The organism is Microbacterium natoriense, assembly GCF_030816295.1.
GTDB lineage: Bacteria > Actinomycetota > Actinomycetes > Actinomycetales > Microbacteriaceae > Microbacterium > Microbacterium natoriense_A.
In genome coordinates this window covers 3568248-3588426 of sequence record NZ_JAUSXV010000001.1, presented here as the reverse complement: position 1 = coordinate 3588426, position 20179 = coordinate 3568248, and the positions used below count along the sequence as shown (strand labels likewise).

The 20179-nt window shown below is 67.3% G+C and carries 20 protein-coding genes and 1 tRNA gene; 11 read left to right on the top strand and 10 right to left on the bottom strand.

Translation table 11 applies throughout. From position 1 onward, the window contains the following. The first annotated feature begins 74 nt into the window (after positions 1-74). The 5 genes from QFZ53_RS17030 to QFZ53_RS17010 all read left to right on the top strand — a co-directional run bounded on the left by QFZ53_RS17030 (position 75) and on the right by QFZ53_RS17010 (position 4099). Positions 75-1232 carry a DNA polymerase III subunit delta' gene (locus QFZ53_RS17030; protein WP_307298417.1) on the top strand — a complete coding sequence of 386 codons (1158 nt, stop codon included), beginning with the start codon at positions 75-77 and terminating at the stop codon, positions 1230-1232. Continuing rightward, positions 1229-2776 (top strand): alpha/beta hydrolase, encoded by a 1548-nt coding sequence (locus tag QFZ53_RS17025; RefSeq protein WP_307298414.1) that lies wholly within the window; start codon positions 1229-1231, stop codon positions 2774-2776. The genes QFZ53_RS17030 and QFZ53_RS17025 overlap by 4 nt, the downstream gene beginning before the upstream one ends. A gap of 51 nt (positions 2777-2827) precedes the next feature. Beyond that, positions 2828-2903, top strand: a tRNA-Thr gene (locus QFZ53_RS17020). Between the two features lie 75 nt (positions 2904-2978). Next, a complete protein-coding gene (locus tag QFZ53_RS17015; protein ID WP_307298412.1) occupies positions 2979-3560 on the top strand; it encodes an isochorismatase family protein in 582 nt (193 codons plus the stop codon). Then, positions 3557-4099, top strand: a complete 543-nt coding sequence (locus tag QFZ53_RS17010) for a DUF1697 domain-containing protein (protein ID WP_307298409.1) — start codon at positions 3557-3559, stop codon at positions 4097-4099. Before QFZ53_RS17015 ends, QFZ53_RS17010 begins: the two co-directional genes overlap by 4 nt. Here the strand turns inward: QFZ53_RS17010 and QFZ53_RS17005 are convergent. Further along, positions 4089-4289 (bottom strand): hypothetical protein, encoded by a 201-nt coding sequence (locus tag QFZ53_RS17005; protein ID WP_307298407.1) that lies wholly within the window; start codon positions 4287-4289, stop codon positions 4089-4091. The two genes, QFZ53_RS17010 and QFZ53_RS17005, sit on opposite strands and share 11 nt — an antisense overlap. Before the next feature lie 25 nt (positions 4290-4314). Here QFZ53_RS17005 and QFZ53_RS17000 point away from each other — a divergent pair, with 25 nt between their 5' ends. Continuing rightward, positions 4315-4848, top strand: coding sequence for a CGNR zinc finger domain-containing protein (locus QFZ53_RS17000; protein WP_292910857.1), 534 nt, complete (start codon positions 4315-4317; stop codon positions 4846-4848). On the opposite strand, the gene QFZ53_RS16995 is transcribed toward QFZ53_RS17000, so the two are convergent. Then, positions 4833-5294, bottom strand: a complete 462-nt coding sequence (locus QFZ53_RS16995) for a hypothetical protein (protein ID WP_292910855.1) — start codon at positions 5292-5294, stop codon at positions 4833-4835. The two genes, QFZ53_RS17000 and QFZ53_RS16995, sit on opposite strands and share 16 nt — an antisense overlap. 465 nt (positions 5295-5759) lie before the next feature. Then, on the bottom strand, positions 5760-6416 hold the full coding sequence (locus QFZ53_RS16990) for a fasciclin domain-containing protein (RefSeq protein WP_307298403.1): 657 nt from the start codon (positions 6414-6416) through the stop codon (positions 5760-5762). Positions 6417-6560: 144 nt separating this feature from the next. Here QFZ53_RS16990 and QFZ53_RS16985 point away from each other — a divergent pair, with 144 nt between their 5' ends. The 5 genes from QFZ53_RS16985 (at position 6561) to QFZ53_RS16965 (ending at position 11466) form a co-directional block, all read left to right on the top strand. Then, positions 6561-8273 carry a cytochrome c biogenesis protein DipZ gene (locus QFZ53_RS16985; protein WP_307298400.1) on the top strand — a complete coding sequence of 571 codons (1713 nt, stop codon included), beginning with the start codon at positions 6561-6563 and terminating at the stop codon, positions 8271-8273. A 30-nt stretch (positions 8274-8303) separates the two neighbouring features. Continuing rightward, positions 8304-8903 carry an ECF RNA polymerase sigma factor SigK gene (sigK, locus tag QFZ53_RS16980; RefSeq protein ID WP_307298397.1) on the top strand — a complete coding sequence of 200 codons (600 nt, stop codon included), beginning with the start codon at positions 8304-8306 and terminating at the stop codon, positions 8901-8903. Further along, the gene (locus QFZ53_RS16975; protein ID WP_307298394.1) at positions 8900-9760 is read left to right on the top strand and encodes an anti-sigma factor; all 861 of its coding nucleotides are present in this window, start codon (positions 8900-8902) and stop codon (positions 9758-9760) included. The genes sigK and QFZ53_RS16975 overlap by 4 nt, the downstream gene beginning before the upstream one ends. 28 nt (positions 9761-9788) lie before the next feature. After that, the gene (locus QFZ53_RS16970) at positions 9789-10415 is read left to right on the top strand and encodes a DNA-directed RNA polymerase subunit beta (protein WP_292910845.1); all 627 of its coding nucleotides are present in this window, start codon (positions 9789-9791) and stop codon (positions 10413-10415) included. Positions 10416-10581: 166 nt separating this feature from the next. Next, positions 10582-11466, top strand: coding sequence for an aminodeoxychorismate lyase (locus tag QFZ53_RS16965; RefSeq protein WP_307298389.1), 885 nt, complete (start codon positions 10582-10584; stop codon positions 11464-11466). A 201-nt stretch (positions 11467-11667) separates the two neighbouring features. Here QFZ53_RS16965 and QFZ53_RS16960 read toward each other — a convergent pair whose 3' ends face one another. The 7 genes from QFZ53_RS16960 to QFZ53_RS16930 all read right to left on the bottom strand — a co-directional run bounded on the left by QFZ53_RS16960 (position 11668) and on the right by QFZ53_RS16930 (position 20164). Continuing rightward, the gene (locus QFZ53_RS16960) at positions 11668-12516 is read right to left on the bottom strand and encodes a type IV toxin-antitoxin system AbiEi family antitoxin domain-containing protein (RefSeq protein WP_307298387.1); all 849 of its coding nucleotides are present in this window, start codon (positions 12514-12516) and stop codon (positions 11668-11670) included. A 235-nt stretch (positions 12517-12751) separates the two neighbouring features. Beyond that, complete coding sequence (gene pstB, locus QFZ53_RS16955) at positions 12752-13531, bottom strand: phosphate ABC transporter ATP-binding protein PstB (protein WP_292910841.1); 780 nt, start codon at positions 13529-13531, stop codon at positions 12752-12754. A 23-nt stretch (positions 13532-13554) separates the two neighbouring features. Then, positions 13555-14652: a phosphate ABC transporter permease PstA gene (gene pstA, locus QFZ53_RS16950; RefSeq protein WP_307298384.1), complete on the bottom strand. Its 1098-nt coding sequence runs from the start codon at positions 14650-14652 to the stop codon at positions 13555-13557. Between the two features lies 1 nt (position 14653). After that, positions 14654-15604, bottom strand: a complete 951-nt coding sequence (gene pstC, locus QFZ53_RS16945; RefSeq protein WP_292910837.1) for a phosphate ABC transporter permease subunit PstC — start codon at positions 15602-15604, stop codon at positions 14654-14656. Between the two features lie 91 nt (positions 15605-15695). After that, complete coding sequence (pstS, locus tag QFZ53_RS16940; RefSeq protein WP_292910835.1) at positions 15696-16802, bottom strand: phosphate ABC transporter substrate-binding protein PstS; 1107 nt, start codon at positions 16800-16802, stop codon at positions 15696-15698. Positions 16803-16997: 195 nt separating this feature from the next. Continuing rightward, a complete protein-coding gene (locus tag QFZ53_RS16935; protein ID WP_292910833.1) occupies positions 16998-18002 on the bottom strand; it encodes an NUDIX hydrolase in 1005 nt (334 codons plus the stop codon). Beyond that, positions 17999-20164, bottom strand: coding sequence for an RNA degradosome polyphosphate kinase (locus tag QFZ53_RS16930; protein ID WP_292910831.1), 2166 nt, complete (start codon positions 20162-20164; stop codon positions 17999-18001). Before QFZ53_RS16930 ends, QFZ53_RS16935 begins: the two co-directional genes overlap by 4 nt. Between the last annotated feature and the right edge of the window lie 15 nt (positions 20165-20179).

The following is a 20179-nucleotide window of genomic DNA, read 5'->3' as shown; positions in this document are numbered from 1 at the left end:
GGTGGCGGACCACGCCCGCACGGGCGCAGCTTCCCGCGAGAGGCGACGTCCGTCCCGCAGGTTACGCTGGGTGCATGACCCAGACCGTCGCCGCCGCATTCCCGTGGGGCGATGTCTGGGGGCAGGATGCCGCGGTCGAGACGCTGCGCGACGCAGCATCCGATCCCGCGGCTCTCTCGCATGCGTGGCTGATCACAGGCCCTCCCGGGTCGGGCCGGTCGACCCTCGCGTACGCCTTCGCGGCCGCGCTGGTCGCCGATCGACCGGACGATGAAGCGGCGATGCGCCAGGTGCTCGCGGGCACTCATCCCGACGTCACGGCGCTGCGCACCGACAAGGTCATCATCACGATCGCCGAGGCCCGCTCGCTCGTCGAGCGCTCGTATTTCGCTCCTTCAGCCGGCCGGTACCGCGTGATCGTCGTGGAAGACGCCGACCGCATGGTCGAGCGCACCTCGAACGTGCTGCTGAAGGCCCTCGAAGAGCCGCCGGAGCAGACCGTGTGGATCCTGTGCGCTCCGAGCGAAGCCGATCTGCTCCCGACCATCCGCTCGCGGGTCCGTTCGCTGCGACTGCGTGAGCCCGATGTCGCCGACGTCGCGCGGCTGATCAGCCTGCGCACGGGAGTCGACGAGGAGGTCGCCGAGCAGGCGGCGCGCCACGCGCAACGACACATCGGCATGGCGCAGCGGCTCGCGACCGATGATGCGGCCCGCCGTCGCCGGGATCAGACGCTCCGCTCCGTCATCGGGGTGCGCGGAGTCGGCGACGCCGTCGAGGTCGCGGGGCAGATCATCCAGGCCGCGACCGAAGACGCGAAGGCTCTCACCGCCGAACGCGACGCCTCGGAGCGGGCATCTCTGCTGCGCACGGTCGGCGTCGCCGAAGGCCAAGCCGTGCCACCCGCGCTGCGGTCGCAGCTGTCGGCTCTCGAAGATGATCAGAAGAAGCGGGCCACGCGCAGTCTGCGCGACGGCATCGACCGCGTTCTCACCGATCTGCAGTCGATGTTCCGCGACGTCGTGATGCTGCAGTTCGGACGCCCAGAAGATCTGATCAACCGCGAGCTTCGCGCCGAGCTGAGTTCGCTCGCCGATGCCTGGTCGCAGACCCGTACTCTTGTCGTACTTGATCACCTTGCCGAGACGCGCCAGTCGCTGGAGCGCAACGTCGCACCACTGCTCGCCCTGGAGAGCTTGCTCGTGACTGTCACGAGCGGGAGGACCCCGTGAACACTCGACCGACTTCTCGCCTTCGCCGCGCCGTGTCGGTGATCGCCGGCCTCGCCGCGGCATCCGTCGCCCTGACCGGCTGCCTGTACTCGATGATCCCCGAGCAGAGGCCTTCGGCGACCAACGCGCCCGACACCGACGGCGTCGCCGACGACCTCCTTCCGTTCTACGGGCAGGCGCTCGCGTGGGAGAACTGCGGCGCCGGCCTCGACTGCACGGAGGTGACCGCTCCGCTCGACTGGGAGAACCCTGCCGACGGCGAGATCACCCTCGCCGTGGTACGCCACCAGGCCTCGGGTACCGCGAAGGGCTCTCTGCTGACCAACCCCGGCGGGCCGGGCGCGAGCGGCTACGATCTCATCCACGACAGCCTCACGTTCGCGGTCGGCCAGGACCTGATCGACAACTTCGACGTGATCGGGTTCGACCCGCGCGGGGTCGGCCGATCGACCGCCGTGAAGTGCTACGACGCGGCCGACATGGACGAATACCTGTACTCGATCCCGTCTTCGCCGCGAGGATCGGCGGAATGGGAAGCCGAGCTGCTCGATGCCCACAAGAAGTTCGCCGAGGCCTGCGACGCGAACAGCGGAGGCATCCTTCCGCACATCACGACGATCAACTCGGCGCGCGACATGGATCTGATCCGCGCGGTGCTGGGCGACAAGAAGCTCAACTATCTCGGCTACTCCTACGGCACCTTCCTCGGTGCGACCTACGCCGAGCTGTATCCCGACCGCGTCGGCAGCCTGGTGCTCGACGGTGCGATCGACCCGGCGGTCTCCGGGCTCGAGGTCGGCACGACGCAGGCGCTCGGCTTCGAATCGGCACTGCGCGCCTACATGCAGAGCTGTCTCGATTCCGGTGACTGCCCGTTCAGCGGCACGGTCGACGAGGCCATGACCGATCTCGGAGCGCTGCTCGCGAGCGTCGACGCGACGCCGCTCAAGAACGGCGACGGACGGATGCTGGGCGCCGATGCCCTCATGACGGGCATCATCGCCGCGCTCTACTCCGAAGACAGCTGGTCGTACCTCACGCAGGCGCTCGACGAGGCGCTCCAGGGCGACCCGTCGACGGCGTTCGTGCTCGCCGACTTCTACAACGGCCGCGAGAACGGGGCCTACACCGACAACTCCAGCGAGGCGTTCCGCGCATACAACTGCATGGACTATCCGGTCGAGGACGACCCCGACGCCGAGGCCGCCCAGAAGGCGAAGATCGCCGAGGGCGCGCCGACGATCGCCCCGTACTGGGAGGGCCCTGACTCCTGCGAGGTGTGGCCGTACCCGCCGACGGGAACGCGCGGAGAGATCCACGCCACGGGCGCGGCTCCCATCGTCGTGGTCGGGACGACGAACGACCCGGCGACGCCTTACGAGTGGTCGGAATCGCTCGCAGGACAGCTCGACGAGGGCGTTCTGATCACCCGCGTCGGCGAGGGCCACACCGGGTACAACAAGGGAAACACGTGCGTGGACAGCGCCGTCGAGGCCTACCTCGTCGACGGCACGGTGCCCGAAGACGGCTTGCGTTGCGAGTGACCTCGGCTCGATTCGCGAGCACGCTCCGAACCATGTAATATCGGAGATCGCGCCGCTTTAGCTCAGTCGGCAGAGCATTTCACTCGTAATGAAAAGGTCGTCAGTTCGATTCTGACAAGCGGCTCCAGCAGGCCCCGTGATGAAGATCACGGGGCCTTTTGGTTTCCCCCGGAATGGCCCCGTCCGGGCGTACGCTCGAAGCATGAGCAGAGCGCTTCTCATCGTCGACATCCAGAACGACTTCACCGAAGGCGGCGCCCTGGGCGTCGCCGGCGGAGATGCCGTGGCATCCGCCGTGTCCGCCTTCCTCGAGGTCCACGCCGCCGACTACGAGGTGATCATCGCCTCGCGCGACTGGCACGACGCGACGGGCGACAACGGCGGGCATTTCGCCGAGAACCCCGACTACGTCGACACCTGGCCGGTGCACTGCGTCGAGGGCACCGACGGAGCCGACTACGACCCGCTGCTCGTGACCGACGCCGTCACCCACCACGTCCGCAAGGGACAGGGGAAGCCCGCCTACTCGATGTTCGAGGGCGTGACGGATGCCGGCGGCACCGTCAGCGCGGTGCTCGCGCAGGCGGGCGTGTTGAGCGCCGACGTCGTCGGCATCGCGACGGACTACTGCGTGCGGGCCTCCGCACTGGATGCGCTCGCGCACGGCGTGCGGGTTCGAGTGCTGACCGACCTCATCGCGGGTGTCGCCCCCGAGCCCAGCGAGGCCGCTCTTGCCGAGCTTGCACACGCCGGGGCAGAGCTCGTCGAGAGCTCGGAGGCATGACCTCTGAGCGCTGCGCGCTGCTGCTGCGCGCGGTGAACGTCAGTGGACGCAACCGGGTCCCGATGGCCGAGCTGCGCACGCTGCTGAGCGAGCGCACTGCGCTCACGGGGGTGTCGACCTTCATCGCGAGCGGCAACATCATCTGCGATGACCCGGGAGACATCGACAGCGCCCGGTCCGAGGTGCGAGCGTTGATCGCTGCTGCCTTCGGAGTGGATACGCCGGTGATCGCGCGCACCCACGCCGAGCTGGTCGCGGCCCTCGAAGAGAACCCGTTCCCGGATGCGGCGGCCGACAAGCTCCTGCACGTGATGTTCCTCGAGGGCCCTGCCGCGCCGGGTGCGATCGAGGCGCTCGAGCAGCGGCTGCTGCCGGGGGAGAGGATCTCTCTCGTCGGCGATGACCTCTGGATCGACTACGCCGAGGCGGGTGTGCACAGCTCGAAGCTCACGAAGGCCGTGCTCGACAAAGCGCTGGGAGTGGCAGGAACCGCGCGCAACCTGCGCACGGTTCGGACACTGGCAGAGCTCACGGAGTGAGAGGGCGGCTCAGCGCAGTCGGCGGAGCCATCGGATGCTGTTGCACGTCGACGCGGCGGATGCCGCAACCTCCGCAACGGACGTAGAGCACCGTGCCTTCGCTCGTCGGATGCCTCGACTCGACCAACCATGCATGCTCGTGCGCGGCGGTGGCCTGGTGGGGGATCGGGCGGGTATGCAATGCGGTCATGTGTCCAGCGTGATGTAATGGCCTTATGCATCTCAACCCTTACGGCGAGTATGCGGTCCTGCTGGCCGCATCCCTCGCCAACGACTGGCCCGCCGACCGCGACGGGATCGAGGCGCGAACGCTCGACGGCGGCATGACGATGGTGTTCCCGCCCGAGCCGCACGATCACGCGCAGGTCCGCGAGGTCATCGATGACTGGTTGCGGATCGTGGACGAGAGCGATCCGGCGCGGCGGGCTGAGATGCTCAACCTGCAGATGGCATCGGTGGGCGCGTACCCGCGGCTCACCGATCACGATGGTGAAGGCTGGCACCTGCACTACCGCGACGACGTGCAGTCGCTGCCGCACGTTCTGCGAGCGGTCATCAACGTCGGAACATCACTGCACCTGGTCACGCGCGGCATGGATCGCCTGTCGCGCTGTGAGGCCTCACCGTGCACGAACGTCGTGGTCGACGTGACCCGGAACGGCCGACAGCGGTTCTGCTCTGTCCGCTGCGCGAACCGGGCCGCCGTGCGTCGGCATCGCGCGCGCGCCGCGGATCATTCAGCTGTTTGAGCTTCACACGCGGCCGACCGCCAGTTCGCCCCCATGCGAGCGTAGGTGACGATCGCATGGCAGTTCCGGCATCGCACATCGCATTTCTCGACCTCGCTCGTGATGACGGCGATGCTGTGGCCGTTGCGCACGAGCCGCATCACGTCGTCTCGCTTGGGTGAGCCGGGGCGATGATCGAAGTCCAGAACACGGAGGTCCGCTTCGCCGCAGTCCACGCACGGATGCGCGGACAGGTACTCGGACACGAAGGAAATGCTCGCCGCCTGCTGCGCCCTGGTGCGCGCACGGATCACGGCGATGTGATGCTCGCGATTTCGCGCGTAGTAGCGACGAGAGGATTCTCGATTGCAGTCCCGGCACACGGCTTGACGCCCGTCGGCGCTCGAACTCTTCCGATTGAACTCATCGAGCGGCTTGCTGACACCGCATGTTCCGCAGCGTTTCATGGATCGAAACCTAGCTGCCGGTGCCGACATCCTGCTCTTCACGGTGGGCCCCGAGGGGCTCGAACCCTCGACCCGCGGATTAACTTGCCACTTCGGCTTTCGCCGCCGCCCCGAAGGGCGTTCGTGGTCTGGACTGTCCCTTCACCATGGCTTTCGCTGTAGGTGCCACCCGTCCAGTCTCTACACCTTCCGGACTCGCGTCCGGCTTGGCTCGGGATTGCCAACTGGTCTCCCAGCGAGGGTTCCCCGACTTTGAGTGGTGTCATCCTCGAAGTTTCCCCCGAGGCGCTCCTATTTTGTTGAAGTCCGATGCTCTGCCAACTGAGCTAGAGGCCCGTGTCGTTCCAGTCTAGTGGGAGTGAAAAGTGCCGTCGGCGACACGAGGGTCGCCGACGGCACTCTATCCCTCTCGCCGTCATCCCCCGATGGGCGAGATCGCCGAGCTCCCCAGCCCGGCACCCCGCCTCACTGGGCCGGGGGCATGAGCACGGTGTCGATGAGGTACACCGTGGCGTTCGCAGTCTGCACGCCGCCGCAGACGATCTTGGCGTCGTTCACCATCCAGTCGTCCCCGCTGCCGGTGACCTCGAGATCGGCTCCTTGGACCGTGGTGTGCATCCCTGCGATGTCGGAGGGCTCGATCTGACCGGGCACCACGTGATACGTGAGGATCGAGCTCAGGGTCGCGCTGTCGGTCTTGAGCGCCTCGATCGTGGCGGGATCGATCTTCGCGAACGCGTCGTCGACCGGCGCGAACACGGTGAACTCGCTGCCGTTGAGGGTGTCGACGAGGTTCACGTCGGGGTTGAGCTGCCCGCTCACCGCAGCGACGAGCGTCTTGAGCATCGGGTTGTTGGATGCTGCGACCGCCACCGGGTCCTGCGACATGCCCTGGATCGAACCGGCGCCGTCCGGAACAGCCTCCGCGTACGCCGCGCACCCGGGGCCGATGAGGTTCGCGGCCGGGTCCATCGTCTCCGGTGTCGCTTCAGACGACTCGGCAGCCGACGGCTTCGGCGACTCCGCAGCAGGGGCACCGCCCATCGAACACGCGGACAGCAGGAATGCGCTCGCCAGCGTGAGGGTGAGTGCCGCAGTGACCTTCTTCTTGGTGCTGAACATCTCGAGCTCCTTCAGAACTGAGCCACGGCCTCTCCGTGGCGTCGACCTCTGTTCGGAGCCCCCGACGCATCGGATGGGAAATCCCTGAATCCAATCCGTCCGGCGGTCGGACGCGAACAGGAGAGGACAAGAAGCGAGGACCTCATGGACCTGATCATCATCGGCCTGCTCGGCGGGCTCATCACCGGAATCTCGCCGTGCATCCTGCCCGTGCTCCCGGTCATCTTCCTGACCGGGGGAGCCCAGTCGGCGAAGTTCGACGGACAAGTCGTGCCGGCGAAGCGCAGCCGGCCGTACCTGGTGATCGCGGGACTCGTCCTGAGCTTCACTCTCGTGACGCTGGGCGGCTCGCTTCTTCTCGGGCTGCTGAACCTGCCGCAGGACATCATCCGCTGGGTCGGCATCGCGGTGCTGGTGATCATCGGCACGGGACTGATCGTGCCGAGGCTCGAGCGAATTCTGGAACGGCCCTTCCAACGCTTCGGTCAGCGCGAGGTGAAGAACCGGGGAAGCGGATTCGGTGTGGGCCTGGCCCTGGGCGCCGTCTTCGTCCCCTGCGCAGGTCCGGTGCTCGCCGCGATCATCGTCGCAGGGTCCACGGGGCGGATCGGTCTCGGCACGATCGCGCTCACGGTGTCGTTCGCGATCGGAGTCGCTGTGCCGCTCCTCGTCTTCGCGCTGGCTGGGCGGGGAGTGATCGAGCGCATCCGCGCCTTCCGCTCCAAGGAGCGCGCGTTGCGCATCGCCGCAGGCATCGCGATGATCGCTCTCGCCGTCGGGCTCGTCTTCAACGTGCCGCAGGCCCTGCAGCGTCTGCTTCCGGACTACACCTCTCCGTTGCAGCAGGAGCTCGCGGACTCGGAGGAGGTGTCGGACGCCCTCGATCTCGGCGGACTGGTCACCGACGAGAACAAAGACCTCGACAAGTGCACCAACGGCGCAGAAGAGCTCGAATCCTGCGGCACGGCGCCGTCGATAAAGGGCATAGAGCAGTGGCTCAACACTCCTGACGGCCAGGCCGTCGATCTGGCGAGCCTGCGCGGAAAAGTCGTGCTCATCGACTTCTGGGCGTACTCGTGCATCAACTGCCAGCGCTCTCTCCCGCACGTCGTCGCCTGGGATGAGACCTACCGTGACCTGGGGCTGGACGTCATCGGCATCCACTCGCCCGAATACGCCTTCGAGAAGGACCCGGGAAACGTCGCCGCGGGGATCGCCGACTTCGGAATCGAATATCCGGTCGCACTCGACAACAACCTCGCCACCTGGACGAACTATCGCAACAGGTACTGGCCGGCGCACTACCTCATCGATGCGGAAGGCACGGTGCGGCACATCTCGTTCGGCGAGGGCAACTACGCCGCCACAGAGCAGCTGATCCGCGAACTGCTCCAAGACGCCGATCCCGATGTGCAGTTGCCGGGCGCGACGGACGTCGTCGATGAGACGCCCGACGTGGGGTCGACCACGAGGGAGACCTTCCTCGGTTCGTCCAAGGACGTCAACTTCGGAGGCGAGGCGGCGTATCGCGCGGGCGCTCACGAGTATTCGTTCCCACAAGCGCAACCCGATGACAGCTTCGCCCTCGACGGCGAGTGGACGGTCGAGACGCAGTTCGCCACTCCCACGGAAGGCAGCGCGAGGATCAGGCTGAACTACCACGCCGCCGAGGTGCGGATGGTCGTCGCGGGAGAGGGCGAGGTGATCGTACGCGATGAGAACGGCCCGGAGCAGAGCATCCGCGTCGACGGGACGCCGCGGTCGTACGGTCTGCAGCAGGCCGATGCGGTCGCCGCAGGGTCGTTCACACTCGAGATCCCCGCGGGTGTGCAGGTCTATTCCTTCACCTTCGGGTGACGCCTGCAACGGATCGTGAGGGGATGCGGCATGCTGGTGGAGATGGTCATCGACGGGATTGACGTACCGGAGGACGGCACGGCGCGCGACGCCGTCGCCGATCTCCTCGTCGGCATCGCCTCGGGTGATCAGAGCGCTTTCGCCCGGCTCTACGACATGATGTCCTCCCGCGTGTTCGGTCTCATCCTGCGGGTGCTCGTCAACCGCTCTCAGAGTGAAGAGGTGCTGCAGGAGGTCTTCCTGGAGATCTGGCAATCCGCTGACCGCTTCGCTCCGAACAGAGGACAGGGAAGAAGCTGGGTGATGACCATCGCCCACCGCCGGGCAGTGGACAGGGTCCGCGCCTCGCAGTCCAGCACCGATCGCGATGTGCGAGCGGGGCTCAAGGACATCGGGGTGGCGCACGACAGCGTCGCGGAACAGGTGGAACTGGGCATCGAGGGTGAGAAGGTCGTCGATGCGCTGGCGGGGCTTCCCGAGGCGCAGAGGGAGGCTCTCGTCCTCGCCTACTACGGCGGATACAGTCAGAACGAGATCGCGGTGCTCGTAGGGGCGCCGCTGGGAACGATCAAGACGCGGATGCGGGACGGACTGATTCGTCTCCGCAGCGCGATGGGGGTGACGGCATGAACGAGCAGGAGTTCGCGGAGCTCTCCGCAGGGGCGGCGCTGCACGCGCTGTCGCCCGACGAAGAGCGCCGGTTCCGCGCGGCGCTGGCCGTTCACCCCGAATGGCGAAGCGTGGCAAGAGACGACGCGGATGCCGCAGCTGCTCTCGCCTCGGTTGTCGAGCCGGTGTCTCCGCCCGACGGCATCCGCTCCGCACTGCTCGCCCGCATCGCAGAGACTCCCCAGGCCGACGGGGAGACACCGATCGCCGATGTCGAGGCGCCTCGCGGGTCGGCGCGCCCGATCCAGAAAGACGACGACCGAGACGCCGGCTCCGGGACTCTGAGCACCAGCGGCGTCGCCGAACCGGCTGCACCATCTCCCTCCTCGTCGGACATCGACAGCACGCCTGCAGGAAGCCGTCGAGGACGCCGACTTCTCTTCGTTCTCGCCGCCTGCATCGTGCTTCTCGTCGGAATCGGGGTGGGAACCGTCGTTGTGAACGGAATCCTCGACCGTCCGGCTCCGGTTGTCGCTCTCGAGCAGATCGAGGGCTCGGACGATGCGCAACAGGCCTCCGTCTCGCTCGACGGGGGAGGGACCGCGATCGCCCATTGGTCGGCCTCGCTGGGCAGAGCGGTGCTGGTCACCGAGGACATCGCCGCTCCCGCCGACGGCCACACCTACGAGCTCTGGTTCGTTCGGGGCGACGGAGCCGTCTCCGCCGGTACCTTCTCCGTCGAGGGCGGCCATGCGATCGCCGAGCTGAAGGGCGAGATGCGACCGGGCGATGCGATCGCGGTGACGCTCGAGCCGGACGGCGGATCGCCGACGGGACGGCCGAGCTCCGACCCCTTCATCGTCATCCCCACGGCCTGACTCCTCGCAACGCGCGTACCCTGGTGTGATGCCTGAGCACCACCGCCCGATCCGCCGACCGACCACGGCGTTCGACAACATCGTCGGCTCGCACGACCCCGCCGAGGAGACGCGGATCGCGCATGCCACTGCATCCGCTCTGCTCACCCGTGTCCGCGCGGACGACAGCGGTGCGAGCGCTGACCGTCTGGTCGCCTTCACAGCCGAGCACGGCATCGACGAGATCGCGGAACTGTGGTCGAAGGCTCCCTCGCGCACACTCCCGGGAGCGCTCTGGCGCCTGTACGTGCTGCAGCTCGCGATCCACAGCGATCCCCAGACGGCTGCGCTGCTGTACGAGCGCGGGCGGGTCGAGTTGGCGTCACCGGATGCCGTCGTCGCCGGCGCTCCGGTGCCTGCCGACCCCGACGAGCTCGTCGTGCTGATCGACACGATCCTTCGTGGCGCGTTCCGCGGAGATTTCGCCGTGGCCCTCGACCGGGCTGCGGCCTTCTGCCGCGTGCAGGCGTCCGGCGCGACGCACGTGGCTGACGACTACGAGGCGACCGAGCCTCGGCGGGCGAGCGAGCTGACCACGCGGGCGCTGCGGCTCAGTTCCTTCGCGCAGGACCTGTCGGCAAGCGCAGTCCTGTGGCGCATCGACGGCCTGGTCTGAGTCCGACGACACTACCGAGCCGGACATGGAAAGACCGGGCCGCAAGAACGCCTCTCGGCGGAAGGCCGCTCGCAGCGGCAAAAATTGGAGCCCGGGGTTATGCGGCCCGGCCACTCAATTGTAACGCGATCATGCCGAGGCTATTCCCGACCTCTAGGCTCGGAACATGACCCGGCGCTTTGCTCTGATGATCGATCCCGTGGCCGCCTTCGAGGAACGGGCGGACTTCTCCGGCACGTTCACGATGGTGGATGCCGCCGCTCCGGCTCTCAGCGTCGGCGAGCTCAGCACTCAGCGCGGAGACGGTGTGTTCGAGTCGATCGGTGTGGTCGACTCGCACGCGCAAGAGGTCGTTCCGCACCTCGAACGCCTGGCGCACTCCGCGCGGCTGTGCGATCTGCCCGTGCCGCATCAGGAGCAGTGGCTCCAGGCGATCGCGGTCGCCGCGGCCGAGTGCGGCGAGGGGGAGTGGGTCATCAAACTGATCCTGAGCCGCGGTGTCGAGCACGGACCCACCCCGACGGCTTGGGTGACGGCGTCGCCGGCATCCGACTTCACCGCCGCTCGGGTCGACGGCATCCGCGTCGTGACGCTCGACCGCGGCTACGATCTGCACGTCGCCGAACGGGCGCCCTGGCTTCTGCTGGGCGCCAAGACGCTCTCGTACGCCGTGAACATGGCCGCCTTGCGCGAAGCGCATCGCAGGGAGGCGGATGACGCCATCTTCCTCTCCAGCGACGGATTCGTGCTCGAGGCGCCGACCGCGTCGCTCATCCTCCGCGTCGGCGACCGGTTCGTGACGCCCGCGCCGAACGGCGGAATCCTGCACGGCACCACGCAGCTGAGCGTCTACGAGCACCTCTCCGCGCGCGGGTTCGAGGTCGGATATGCGGAGATCCCTGTAGCCGAACTGCCGAAGGCGGATGCCGCGTGGCTGGTCTCGAGTGTGCGCCTCGCCGCTCCGATCACCACCGTCGACGGTGAGTCCCTGCCCGTCGACCACGTCCTCACCGCCGAGCTCAACGCCTACCTGCTCTCGCCGCGCGACTGAGGCGCTCCCGCCCGGCCCCGCACGGCGCGCCCGCCCCGTCCCCGGCCCCGCGTGCGCGAAAAGTCGGAGCCTCAGGCCGACACGCCGTGCCGTGGCATCCGCCACCGGCGTGTCGTCGGGAGACTCCGACTTTTCGCACCGCTTCGCGGCATCCCAGGGGCGCGACATCGTGTGGCGGAGTCGAGGCTGGGGCCCCGAGGATCAGCTGCGCGGCCAGAGGTGCGCGCCCGCGGCGATCTTCGCGACGATCGCGTGCTCGACGAGGTCCCATTCGTAGATGACCATGGCGAAGTCGAAGCGCAGAGTCTCGTAGCCCCAGATCGCGGAGAAGGCATCGCGGATCAGATCCTTGTGTCGCTCGGCCCTGCCATCGTGGTTCTGCTTGCCGTCGATCTCGATGAGCAGCCGATCGCCGATGAGGAGATCGACGCGTCCGGTTCCATGGATGACGATCTGCGTGCGCACATCGATCCCCAAGCGATGGAGCCGGAGGCGGACGATCGACTCGAGGCCGCTGTCGGCGTCCTCGCGCGCGAAGTCGAGCAGCCAGCGCAGATGACGCGGCAATTCGGAACGCAGACGGCTTCGATCATGATCGCTGAGGAGGCGCTGCCTCAACGCCGACTCGAGCGCGGCGAAGAAGGACTCCTCACCGCCGCAGCGGAGCATCTGCAGCAGCGTCTGCGGAATCGACGGCAGGTTCCCCGCTTCTGGCCGGCCCGCCGACCAATGCAGGCAGCAGTTCTCGCAAGCGCTGAGCCGGCGTCCCTCAGCACCCATCCAGACGTGGATCGTGTCGTCGTCGAGCACCCACAGGCCGTGCAGTCGCGCTGCCGTGCCCGCGGCGGGAATACCGCCGTGAGAGGCTGCGTGAAACTCCTGCGGAGAGGTGGCGGGAAGCGCGTACAGTCCCTGACGCGGTCGCACGATCTCGCCGGCTTCGCGGGCTCTGCTCAGTTCGCGCGCGGTCACTCCCATCGCCAGGAGGGTATGGGTGCGTGCCATGCCGCCCTCGGCCGTGAGAGCGTGGACGGCGGTGCGGAAGGACATCCCGTGAGTCTGCCCGGCGCCGTGGTCGTCTGCTCGAGGTGACCCGCATGGCAGTCGGGAGCGGGGGAGAAGACGCGATTCGCGTCTGTTGTGCAGGAGGAGTTGCGAGCCGACCCCGTGCGCGAAAAGTCGGAGCCTCGGGCCGACACGCCGTGCCGTGGCATCCGCCACCGGCGTGTCGTCGGGAGACTCCGACTTTTCACACGAGAAGTGCTGCAGGGGAAGCCCCCGGCCGTTACCCGAAGCGGCCGGAGACGTAGTCCTCGGTGGCCTGAACGCTCGGGGTCGTGAAGATGCTGGTCGTGTCGCCGTATTCGATGAGCTTGCCGGGCTTGCCGGTGCCGGCGATGTTGAAGAACGCGGTCTTGTCGGAGACGCGGCTCGCCTGCTGCATGTTGTGCGTCACGATCACGATCGTGTACTCGCTCTTCAGTTCGCCGATGAGCTCCTCGATCGCGTAGGTCGAGATCGGGTCGAGGGCCGAGCACGGCTCGTCCATCAGGAGCACGTCGGGGGAGACGGCGATCGCGCGGGCGATGCACAGACGCTGCTGCTGACCGCCGGAGAGGCCGGATCCGGGCTTGTCGAGGCGGTCCTTAACCTCGTTCCACAGGTTCGCACCCTGCAGCGACTTCTCGACCAGCGCGTCGGCATCCGACTTCGTGATGCGGTTGTTGTTCAGCTTCACGCCGGCCAGGACGTTCTCGCGGATCGACATGGTCGGGAACGGGTTCGGGCGCTGGAAGACCATGCCGACCTGACGGCGGACGGTCACCGGGTCGACGGACGGACCGTACAGGTCGTCGCCGTCGAGCAGCACCTGGCCCTCGACGCGGGCGCCGGGGATGACCTCGTGCATGCGGTTGAGGGTGCGCAGGAATGTGGACTTGCCGCAGCCCGAGGGGCCGATGAACGCGGTGACGCTGCGCGGCTCGATGTCGAGGGAGACGCCCTCGACGGCGAGGAAGTCGCTGTAGTAGACGTTGAGGTCGTTGACTTCGATGCTCTTGGACACAGGATGATCCTTCGGGTTGTGGCTCAGCGGCCGGTCTTCGGGGCGAACACTCGGGCGACGAAGCGCGCGACGAGGTTCAGCACCATGACGATGACGATCAGGGTGAGGGCGGAAGCCCAGGCGCGGTCGACGTAGGCCTCGGCGGGGATGCCCTGATAGGCGTACTGCGAATACGTGAACACGGGAAGCGTCTGCATTCGACCGCTGAACAGGTTGTAGTTCATCGCGTCGGTGAAGCCGGCGGTGAGCAGCAGCGGCGCGGTCTCGCCGATGACGCGCGAGACCGCGAGCATGATGCCGGTCGTGATGCCCGCGATCGACGTCGGCAGCACGACCTTGACGATCGTGAGCCACTTCGGCACACCCAGGGCGTACGACGCTTCTCGCAGGTCGTTCGGCACGAGCCGCAGCATCTCCTCGGTGGAGCGGACGACGACCGGGATCATCAGCACCGACAGCGCGACGGAGCCCATGATGCCCATGCGCACGCCCGGTCCGAAGATCAGCGCGAACACCGCATAGGCGAACAGACCGGCGACGATCGAGGGGATGCCGGTCATCACGTCCACGAGGAAGGTGATGATGCGCGACATCCGCGTGCCTTGCCCGTACTCGATCAGATAGACGGCGGTCATCAGACCGATCGGGACGGAGATGACTGTCGCGGCGAGCGTGACCATCAGCGTGCCGATGATGGCGTGCAGCGCTCCGCCGCCCTCGCCGAGCACACCGCGCATCGACGAGTTGAAGAACAGCGGATCGATGCGCGCGATGCCGTTCGAGATCACGGTCCAGCCGACCGACACGAGCGGGACCATGGCGATGAGGAACGCCGAGGTGACGATGCCGGTGACGAAGCGATCGAGCGCCTTGCGCGACCCCTCGACGATCCGCGAGGTCACGTAGATGATGACGAGGTACAGCAGGGCGCCGACGATGAGGCTGCCCGCGATGTTGAACTCGGAGCCGGATGCTGCGGCCGACAGTCCGAACGGCGCCGCAGCGATGAGGAGAGACACGCCGAGGAGCGCCCAGGGCGCCCAGCGCGGAAGATGGCCGGACGACAGGGGGGCGCGCGACGTGGAGATCGTGAGCGGTGTTTCGGGGGCGAGAGTGGTCATGTCAGTTCGCTCCCGAGAATTCCTTGCGGCGGTCCACGAACCACCGCGCGATCGCGTTCACGGCGAAGGTCACGACGAAGAGGATGAGACCCGTCGCGATGAGGACGTTGATGTTCGTCTTGTAGGCCTCGGCGAAGGTGAGCGCGATGTTCGCGGCGATCGTCGAGGGGTTCGCCGAGGTGAGCAGCTCGATCGTGATGGTCTTGCTCACCGAGAGCACCATGGCGACGGCCATGGTCTCGCCGAGCGCACGACCGAGGCCGAGCATTGCGCCTGAGACGATGCCGGAGCGGCCGAACGGCAGCACGGCCATGCGGATCATCTCCCACCGGGTGGCCCCGAGGGCCAGGGCGGCTTCTTCGTGCAGGCGTGGTGTCTGCAGGAAGATCTCACGGCAGATGGCCGTGATGATCGGCACCACCATGACCGCGAGCACGATCGCTGCGGTCATGATCGTGCGACCGGTCGGGGAGACGACGCCGCCGAAGAACGGGATCCAGCCGAGGTTGGCGTTCAGCCAGACGTAGACCGGCTGGACAGCGGGGGCGAGCACGAAGATGCCCCACAGGCCGAAGACCACAGACGGCACCGCGGCGAGCAGGTCGACGATGTAGCCGATGGTCTGCGCGAGCCTGCGCGGCGCGTAGTGGGTGATGAAGAGTGCGACGCCGAGCGACAGGGGCACGGCCATCACGAGAGCGAGCAGGGCGGCCCACAGGGTGCCGAAGAGAAGCGGACCGACGTAGTCCCAGAAGTTGCTCGTCAGCAGCGACGCGGTCTCTTTGTCGGCGGTGAAGGCGGGGATGGACTGCACGATGAGGAAGATCGCGACCGCGGCGAGCGTGATCATGATCATGGAGCCGGCGGCGACCGCCGTGCCGGAGAACCAGATGTCTCCCGCGCGCCTCTTCGCGACGATGGGAGCCTTGGCCTCCACTGTCGTGGCTGTCATTGGAGCTGCTTCCTGCTCGATGGATCGGGTATCGGGTGCGGACAGACGGTGTCCGGGGAGCGGATCGCACCCCGGACACCGTCCACAGGAATTACTTGATCAGGTCGATCGCGGCCTGCGCCTTGGTGCGCAGATCGTCCGAGATCGGGGCGCTGCCGGCGTTGGTCGCGGCGGCGTCCTGGCCCTCGGCGCTGATGGCGGTGGTGAAGAACGCCTTGGTCAGAGCGGCGACGTTCTCGTCCTCGTACTCGGCGCAGGCGATGAGGTAGCTGACGAGCAGAACCGGGTATGCGCCCTTCTCGGTGGTCGTGCGGTCGATCGCGAATGCGAGGTCGCCCTCGGTGCGGCCCTCTTCGACCGTCGAGGCGTCGAGCGTGATCGCAGCGCCCTCGGCCGAGTGACCGACGAACTCGTCGCCGACCTTCACGTTCACAGCCGAGAAGTCGGCGGCCTGCGAGGAGTCGATGTAGCCGATGAGGCCCTGGCCGCCCTTGACGGCGTTCGCGACGCCCGAGGTCTTCTCGGCGGACTCGCCACCCAGCTCGCCCGGCCACTCCTCGACGCTGCCGAAGGTCCATGCGTCGGGAGCCGTCTGTGCGAGGTAGTCGGTGAAGTTGCCCGTGGTGCCCGACTTGTCGGAGCGGTGCACCGGCGAGATGGCGAGGTCGGGGAGGTCGACGCCGTCGTTGGTGGCGGCGATCGCCGGGTCGTTCCACTTGGTGATCTTGCCGGCGAAGATGCCGGCGATGGTCTCGGCGTCGAGGTCGAGCGAGTCGATCCCGTCGAGCGTGAAGACGATCGCGATCGGCGAGACGTACGCGGGGACCTCGACGAGGTCCGAGCCGTCGACACAGGCGCCGAAGCCGCCGGCCGAGATCTCGTCGGTCTTGAACGCGCGGTCGGAGCCGGCGAAGTTCACAGCGCCCTGCTGGAACGACTCGCGTCCGGCGCCGGAGCCTGCGGGGTCGTATTCGATGACGGCGTCAGGGTTGGTCTTCTGGAACTCCGCCGTCCACGACTGGATGGCGACCTGCTGCGCCGACGAGCCGGAGCCGACCAGCGAGCCCGAGAGGGCGGCTTCGGAAGAGGGAGCGTCGGTGGAACCGCCGGTGCCGCCTTCGTTCGCGGCACAGCCGGCGAGAGCGAGGGCAGCGACGGCGCCGATGGCGCCGATACGGGCGATGCGGGAGATCTTCACTGTGGATCCGTTCGATCGGGAATGGGAATGGGCCCGGTGCAGGGCACACAGTGACGCTATGCGCGGCGGTTAACGAGATTCTCCCGGTCAGGTGAACGGAAGGTGAACGACGGACGTCTCTCTGGATTCGCCTGCCGGCGCGCCTGAGGCGCATCGGAGCACGCCGTCGCCCGAGCGGGACCTCCGCCGCGAGGGTCATACCTTGGGGATGTGCGTCTCGATCGCGATGATCCCGGAGCCCGGGTTGGAGGCGGACAGATGCACGACCGAGAACGCGGCGGGTTCGAGATCGGCGGCGCTGTCGATGTAGGAGCCGTGGATCGTGCCGGTGGCGAGCGCGAGCTCCGAGAGGATGCCGGGAAGCACCGGGCCGTGGCTGCACACGACCGCCGCCTTGCCGCTTCTCACCCGTCGGCCGATCACCGAGCGCAGGTCAGCTGCGTCGTCGTCCCACGAATCCTGGCTGATCTTCGTGGTCTGAGTGATCTTGCGACCCAGCGCACGCGACAGCGGGACGACGGTGTCGACGCACCGCACCGCGTCGCTCGTGACGATCCGTCTGACTCCGAAGGCGCGGAGCGGGCCGACGATCGACTTGGCCTGCCGGCGCCCCCGCTCGGCGAGCGGGCGAGCGGCATCCGCTCCCTCCCAGTCCGAGCGCGAAAGCGCCTTCGCGTGCCGCAGCGCGATCACGGGGAAGGTGCGCAGGACACCGTCGTCGACGAGATTCTGGAAGAAGTCGATGATCTCGAGATCGACGGGGTAGCTCAGCCGCGCGCGGGCCTTCTTGAGGCTCACCCATTCGAGTGCCGCGATCTCGCGGTTGGGAACGAACGTCGACTCCCGGATCGCGTCGTCCGTCGCCTCGGCCGCCCAGTAGTGCACGACCTTCTGCTTGTTCGAGGCCATGTGGTAGCGGCTGACTCCGACCGGAACGCCGAGGACCACGCGGATGCCGGTCTCCTCGTGCACCTCGCGCACCGCCGTCTCGGCGAGCATCTCGCCGGGATCGACCTTGCCCTTCGGCAGGGTGACGTCACGATATTTGCCACGGTGGATCAGCAGGATCCGCAGTTTCCCGTCGACGATGCGCCACACGACGGCCCCGGCCGCGTACACGGCCTTGTCCGTCCATTTGGCGCGCGACGCCTGGTCTTCTCGCTTCGCGCGCTCGGGGGCCGCGCCGGTCGTCGAGGTCATCGCACCGCCCGTGCGCGGCGCCGCCGCTGGATCAACCCCATGGTCTTATCCTGCAGGTCGACGAGGGGGTTGCCCTCGGCGTCCTCGGCGTGGCGGTACCAGACGCCCTCGGCACCGAGGTGCCACGAGCTCGTACCCGGGTCCATCGCGAGGTCGAAGAACGACAGGAGCTCCTGCAGGTGGCTCGGATCCGTCACGCGCACGAGGGCCTCGACGCGGCGATCGAGGTTGCGGTGCATCATGTCGGCGCTGCCGATGTATACCTGCGGGTCGCCGTCGTTCTCGAAGGCGAAGATGCGGGAGTGCTCCAGATAGCGTCCGAGGATGCTGCGTACGGTGATGTTGTCGCTGATGCCCTCGAGGTCGGTGCGCAGGCTGCAGATGCCGCGCACCCACACCTCGACCTTCACGCCCGCCGCGCTCGCACGGTACAGCGCGTCGATGATCTCCTCGTCGACCATCGAGTTCACCTTGATGCGGATGCTGGCGGGCTTGCCGGCCTCGGCGTTCTTGCGCTCGTGGTCGATCTGTCGGATCAGTCCCTTGCGCAGGTGGAGCGGCGCGACGAGCAGACGCTTGAACTTCTTCTCGATCGCGTAGCCGCTGAGCTCGTTGAACAGGCGGGTGAGGTCTTTGCCGACCTGCGCGTCCGCGGTGAACAGACCGAAGTCCTCGTAGATCCGGCTCGTCTTCGGGTTGTAGTTTCCGGTGCCGATATGCGAGTAATGACGCAGCATCCCGTCCTCCTCGCGGATCACGAGAGCGAGCTTGCAGTGCGTCTTCAGGCCCACCAGACCGTACACGACGTGCACGCCTGCCTTTTCGAGCTTGCGGGCCCAGACGATGTTGTTCGCCTCGTCGAAACGGGCCTTCACCTCGACCAGCGCGAGCACCTGCTTGCCGGATTCGGCGGCGTCGATCAACGCCTGCACGATGGGGCTGTCGCCCGAGGTGCGGTAGAGGGTCTGCTTGATGGCGAGCACGTGCGGATCGCGGGCCGCCTGCTCGAGGAAGGCGACGACACTGGTCGTGAACGACTCGTACGGGTGGTGCACGAGCACGTCGGCCTTGCGGATCGCCTTGAACATGTCAGGGCGGGAGTTGCTGTCTCCCGGCTGGAACGACACCGAGGTGGTCGGCAGGTGCGGCGGGTAGCGAAGATCGGGGCGGTCGATCCGCCCGAGGTCGAATAGACCGCGCAGGTCGAGCGAACCGGGGAGGCGGTAGACCTCCTGGTCGGTGATGTCGAGTTCCCGCACCAGCAGGTCGAGGGTCAGGTCGTCCATGTCGTCGGTGATCTCGAGTCGGATCGGCGGGCCGAAGCGGCGTCGCATGAGCTCGGCTTCGAGGGCCTGGATGAGGTTCTCGGACTCGTCCTCCTCGATCACCATGTCTTCGTTGCGGGTGAGGCGGAAGGCGTGGTGGTCGAGCACCTCCATGCCGGGGAACAGATCGCCGAGGTGGTTCGCGATCAGATCCTCGAGCCGGATGAATCGCGTGATCTTGCTGGTTCCGCGGACCTCGACGTAGCGGGGGAGCATCGGCGGCACCTTGAGGCGCGCGAACTCCTGGCGTCCGGTGCGGGCGTTGCGGATGCGGATCGCGAGGTTGAGCGACAGGCCGGAGATGTACGGGAACGGGTGGGCGGGGTCGACCGCGAGCGGCATGAGCACGGGGAAGACCTGCGCCTGGAAGTACTCCGACAGCGCGGCTCGCTCGTCTGTCGTCAGAGCGTCCCAGTCGGTGATCTCGATGCCGGCATCCGCCAGAGCGGGGCGCACCTTGCTGGTCCAGGCATCCGCATGACGCAGCTGCAGCGCGTGCGCCTCGCGAGAGATGTCCGCGAGCGCGTCCCCGGGGGAACGGCCGATGTTCGTGGGAACGGCGAGGCCGGTCATGATGCGGCGCTTGAGTCCGGCGACGCGGACCATGAAGAACTCGTCGAGGTTGCTCGCGAAGATCGCGAGGAAGTTCGCCCGCTCGAGTTCGGGAAGACTCGGGTCCTCCGCGAGCTCCAGCACCCGCTGGTTGAAGGCGAGCCAGCTCAGCTCACGATCGAGGTAGCGGTGGTCGGGGAGCAGAGCGTCGGGGGCCTCGACGGCATCGAAGTCGTCGTCTTCGGCGTCACCGAGACCTGCATCGGCGAGTGCGGGATCGATCATGGGGTACATCTAAGC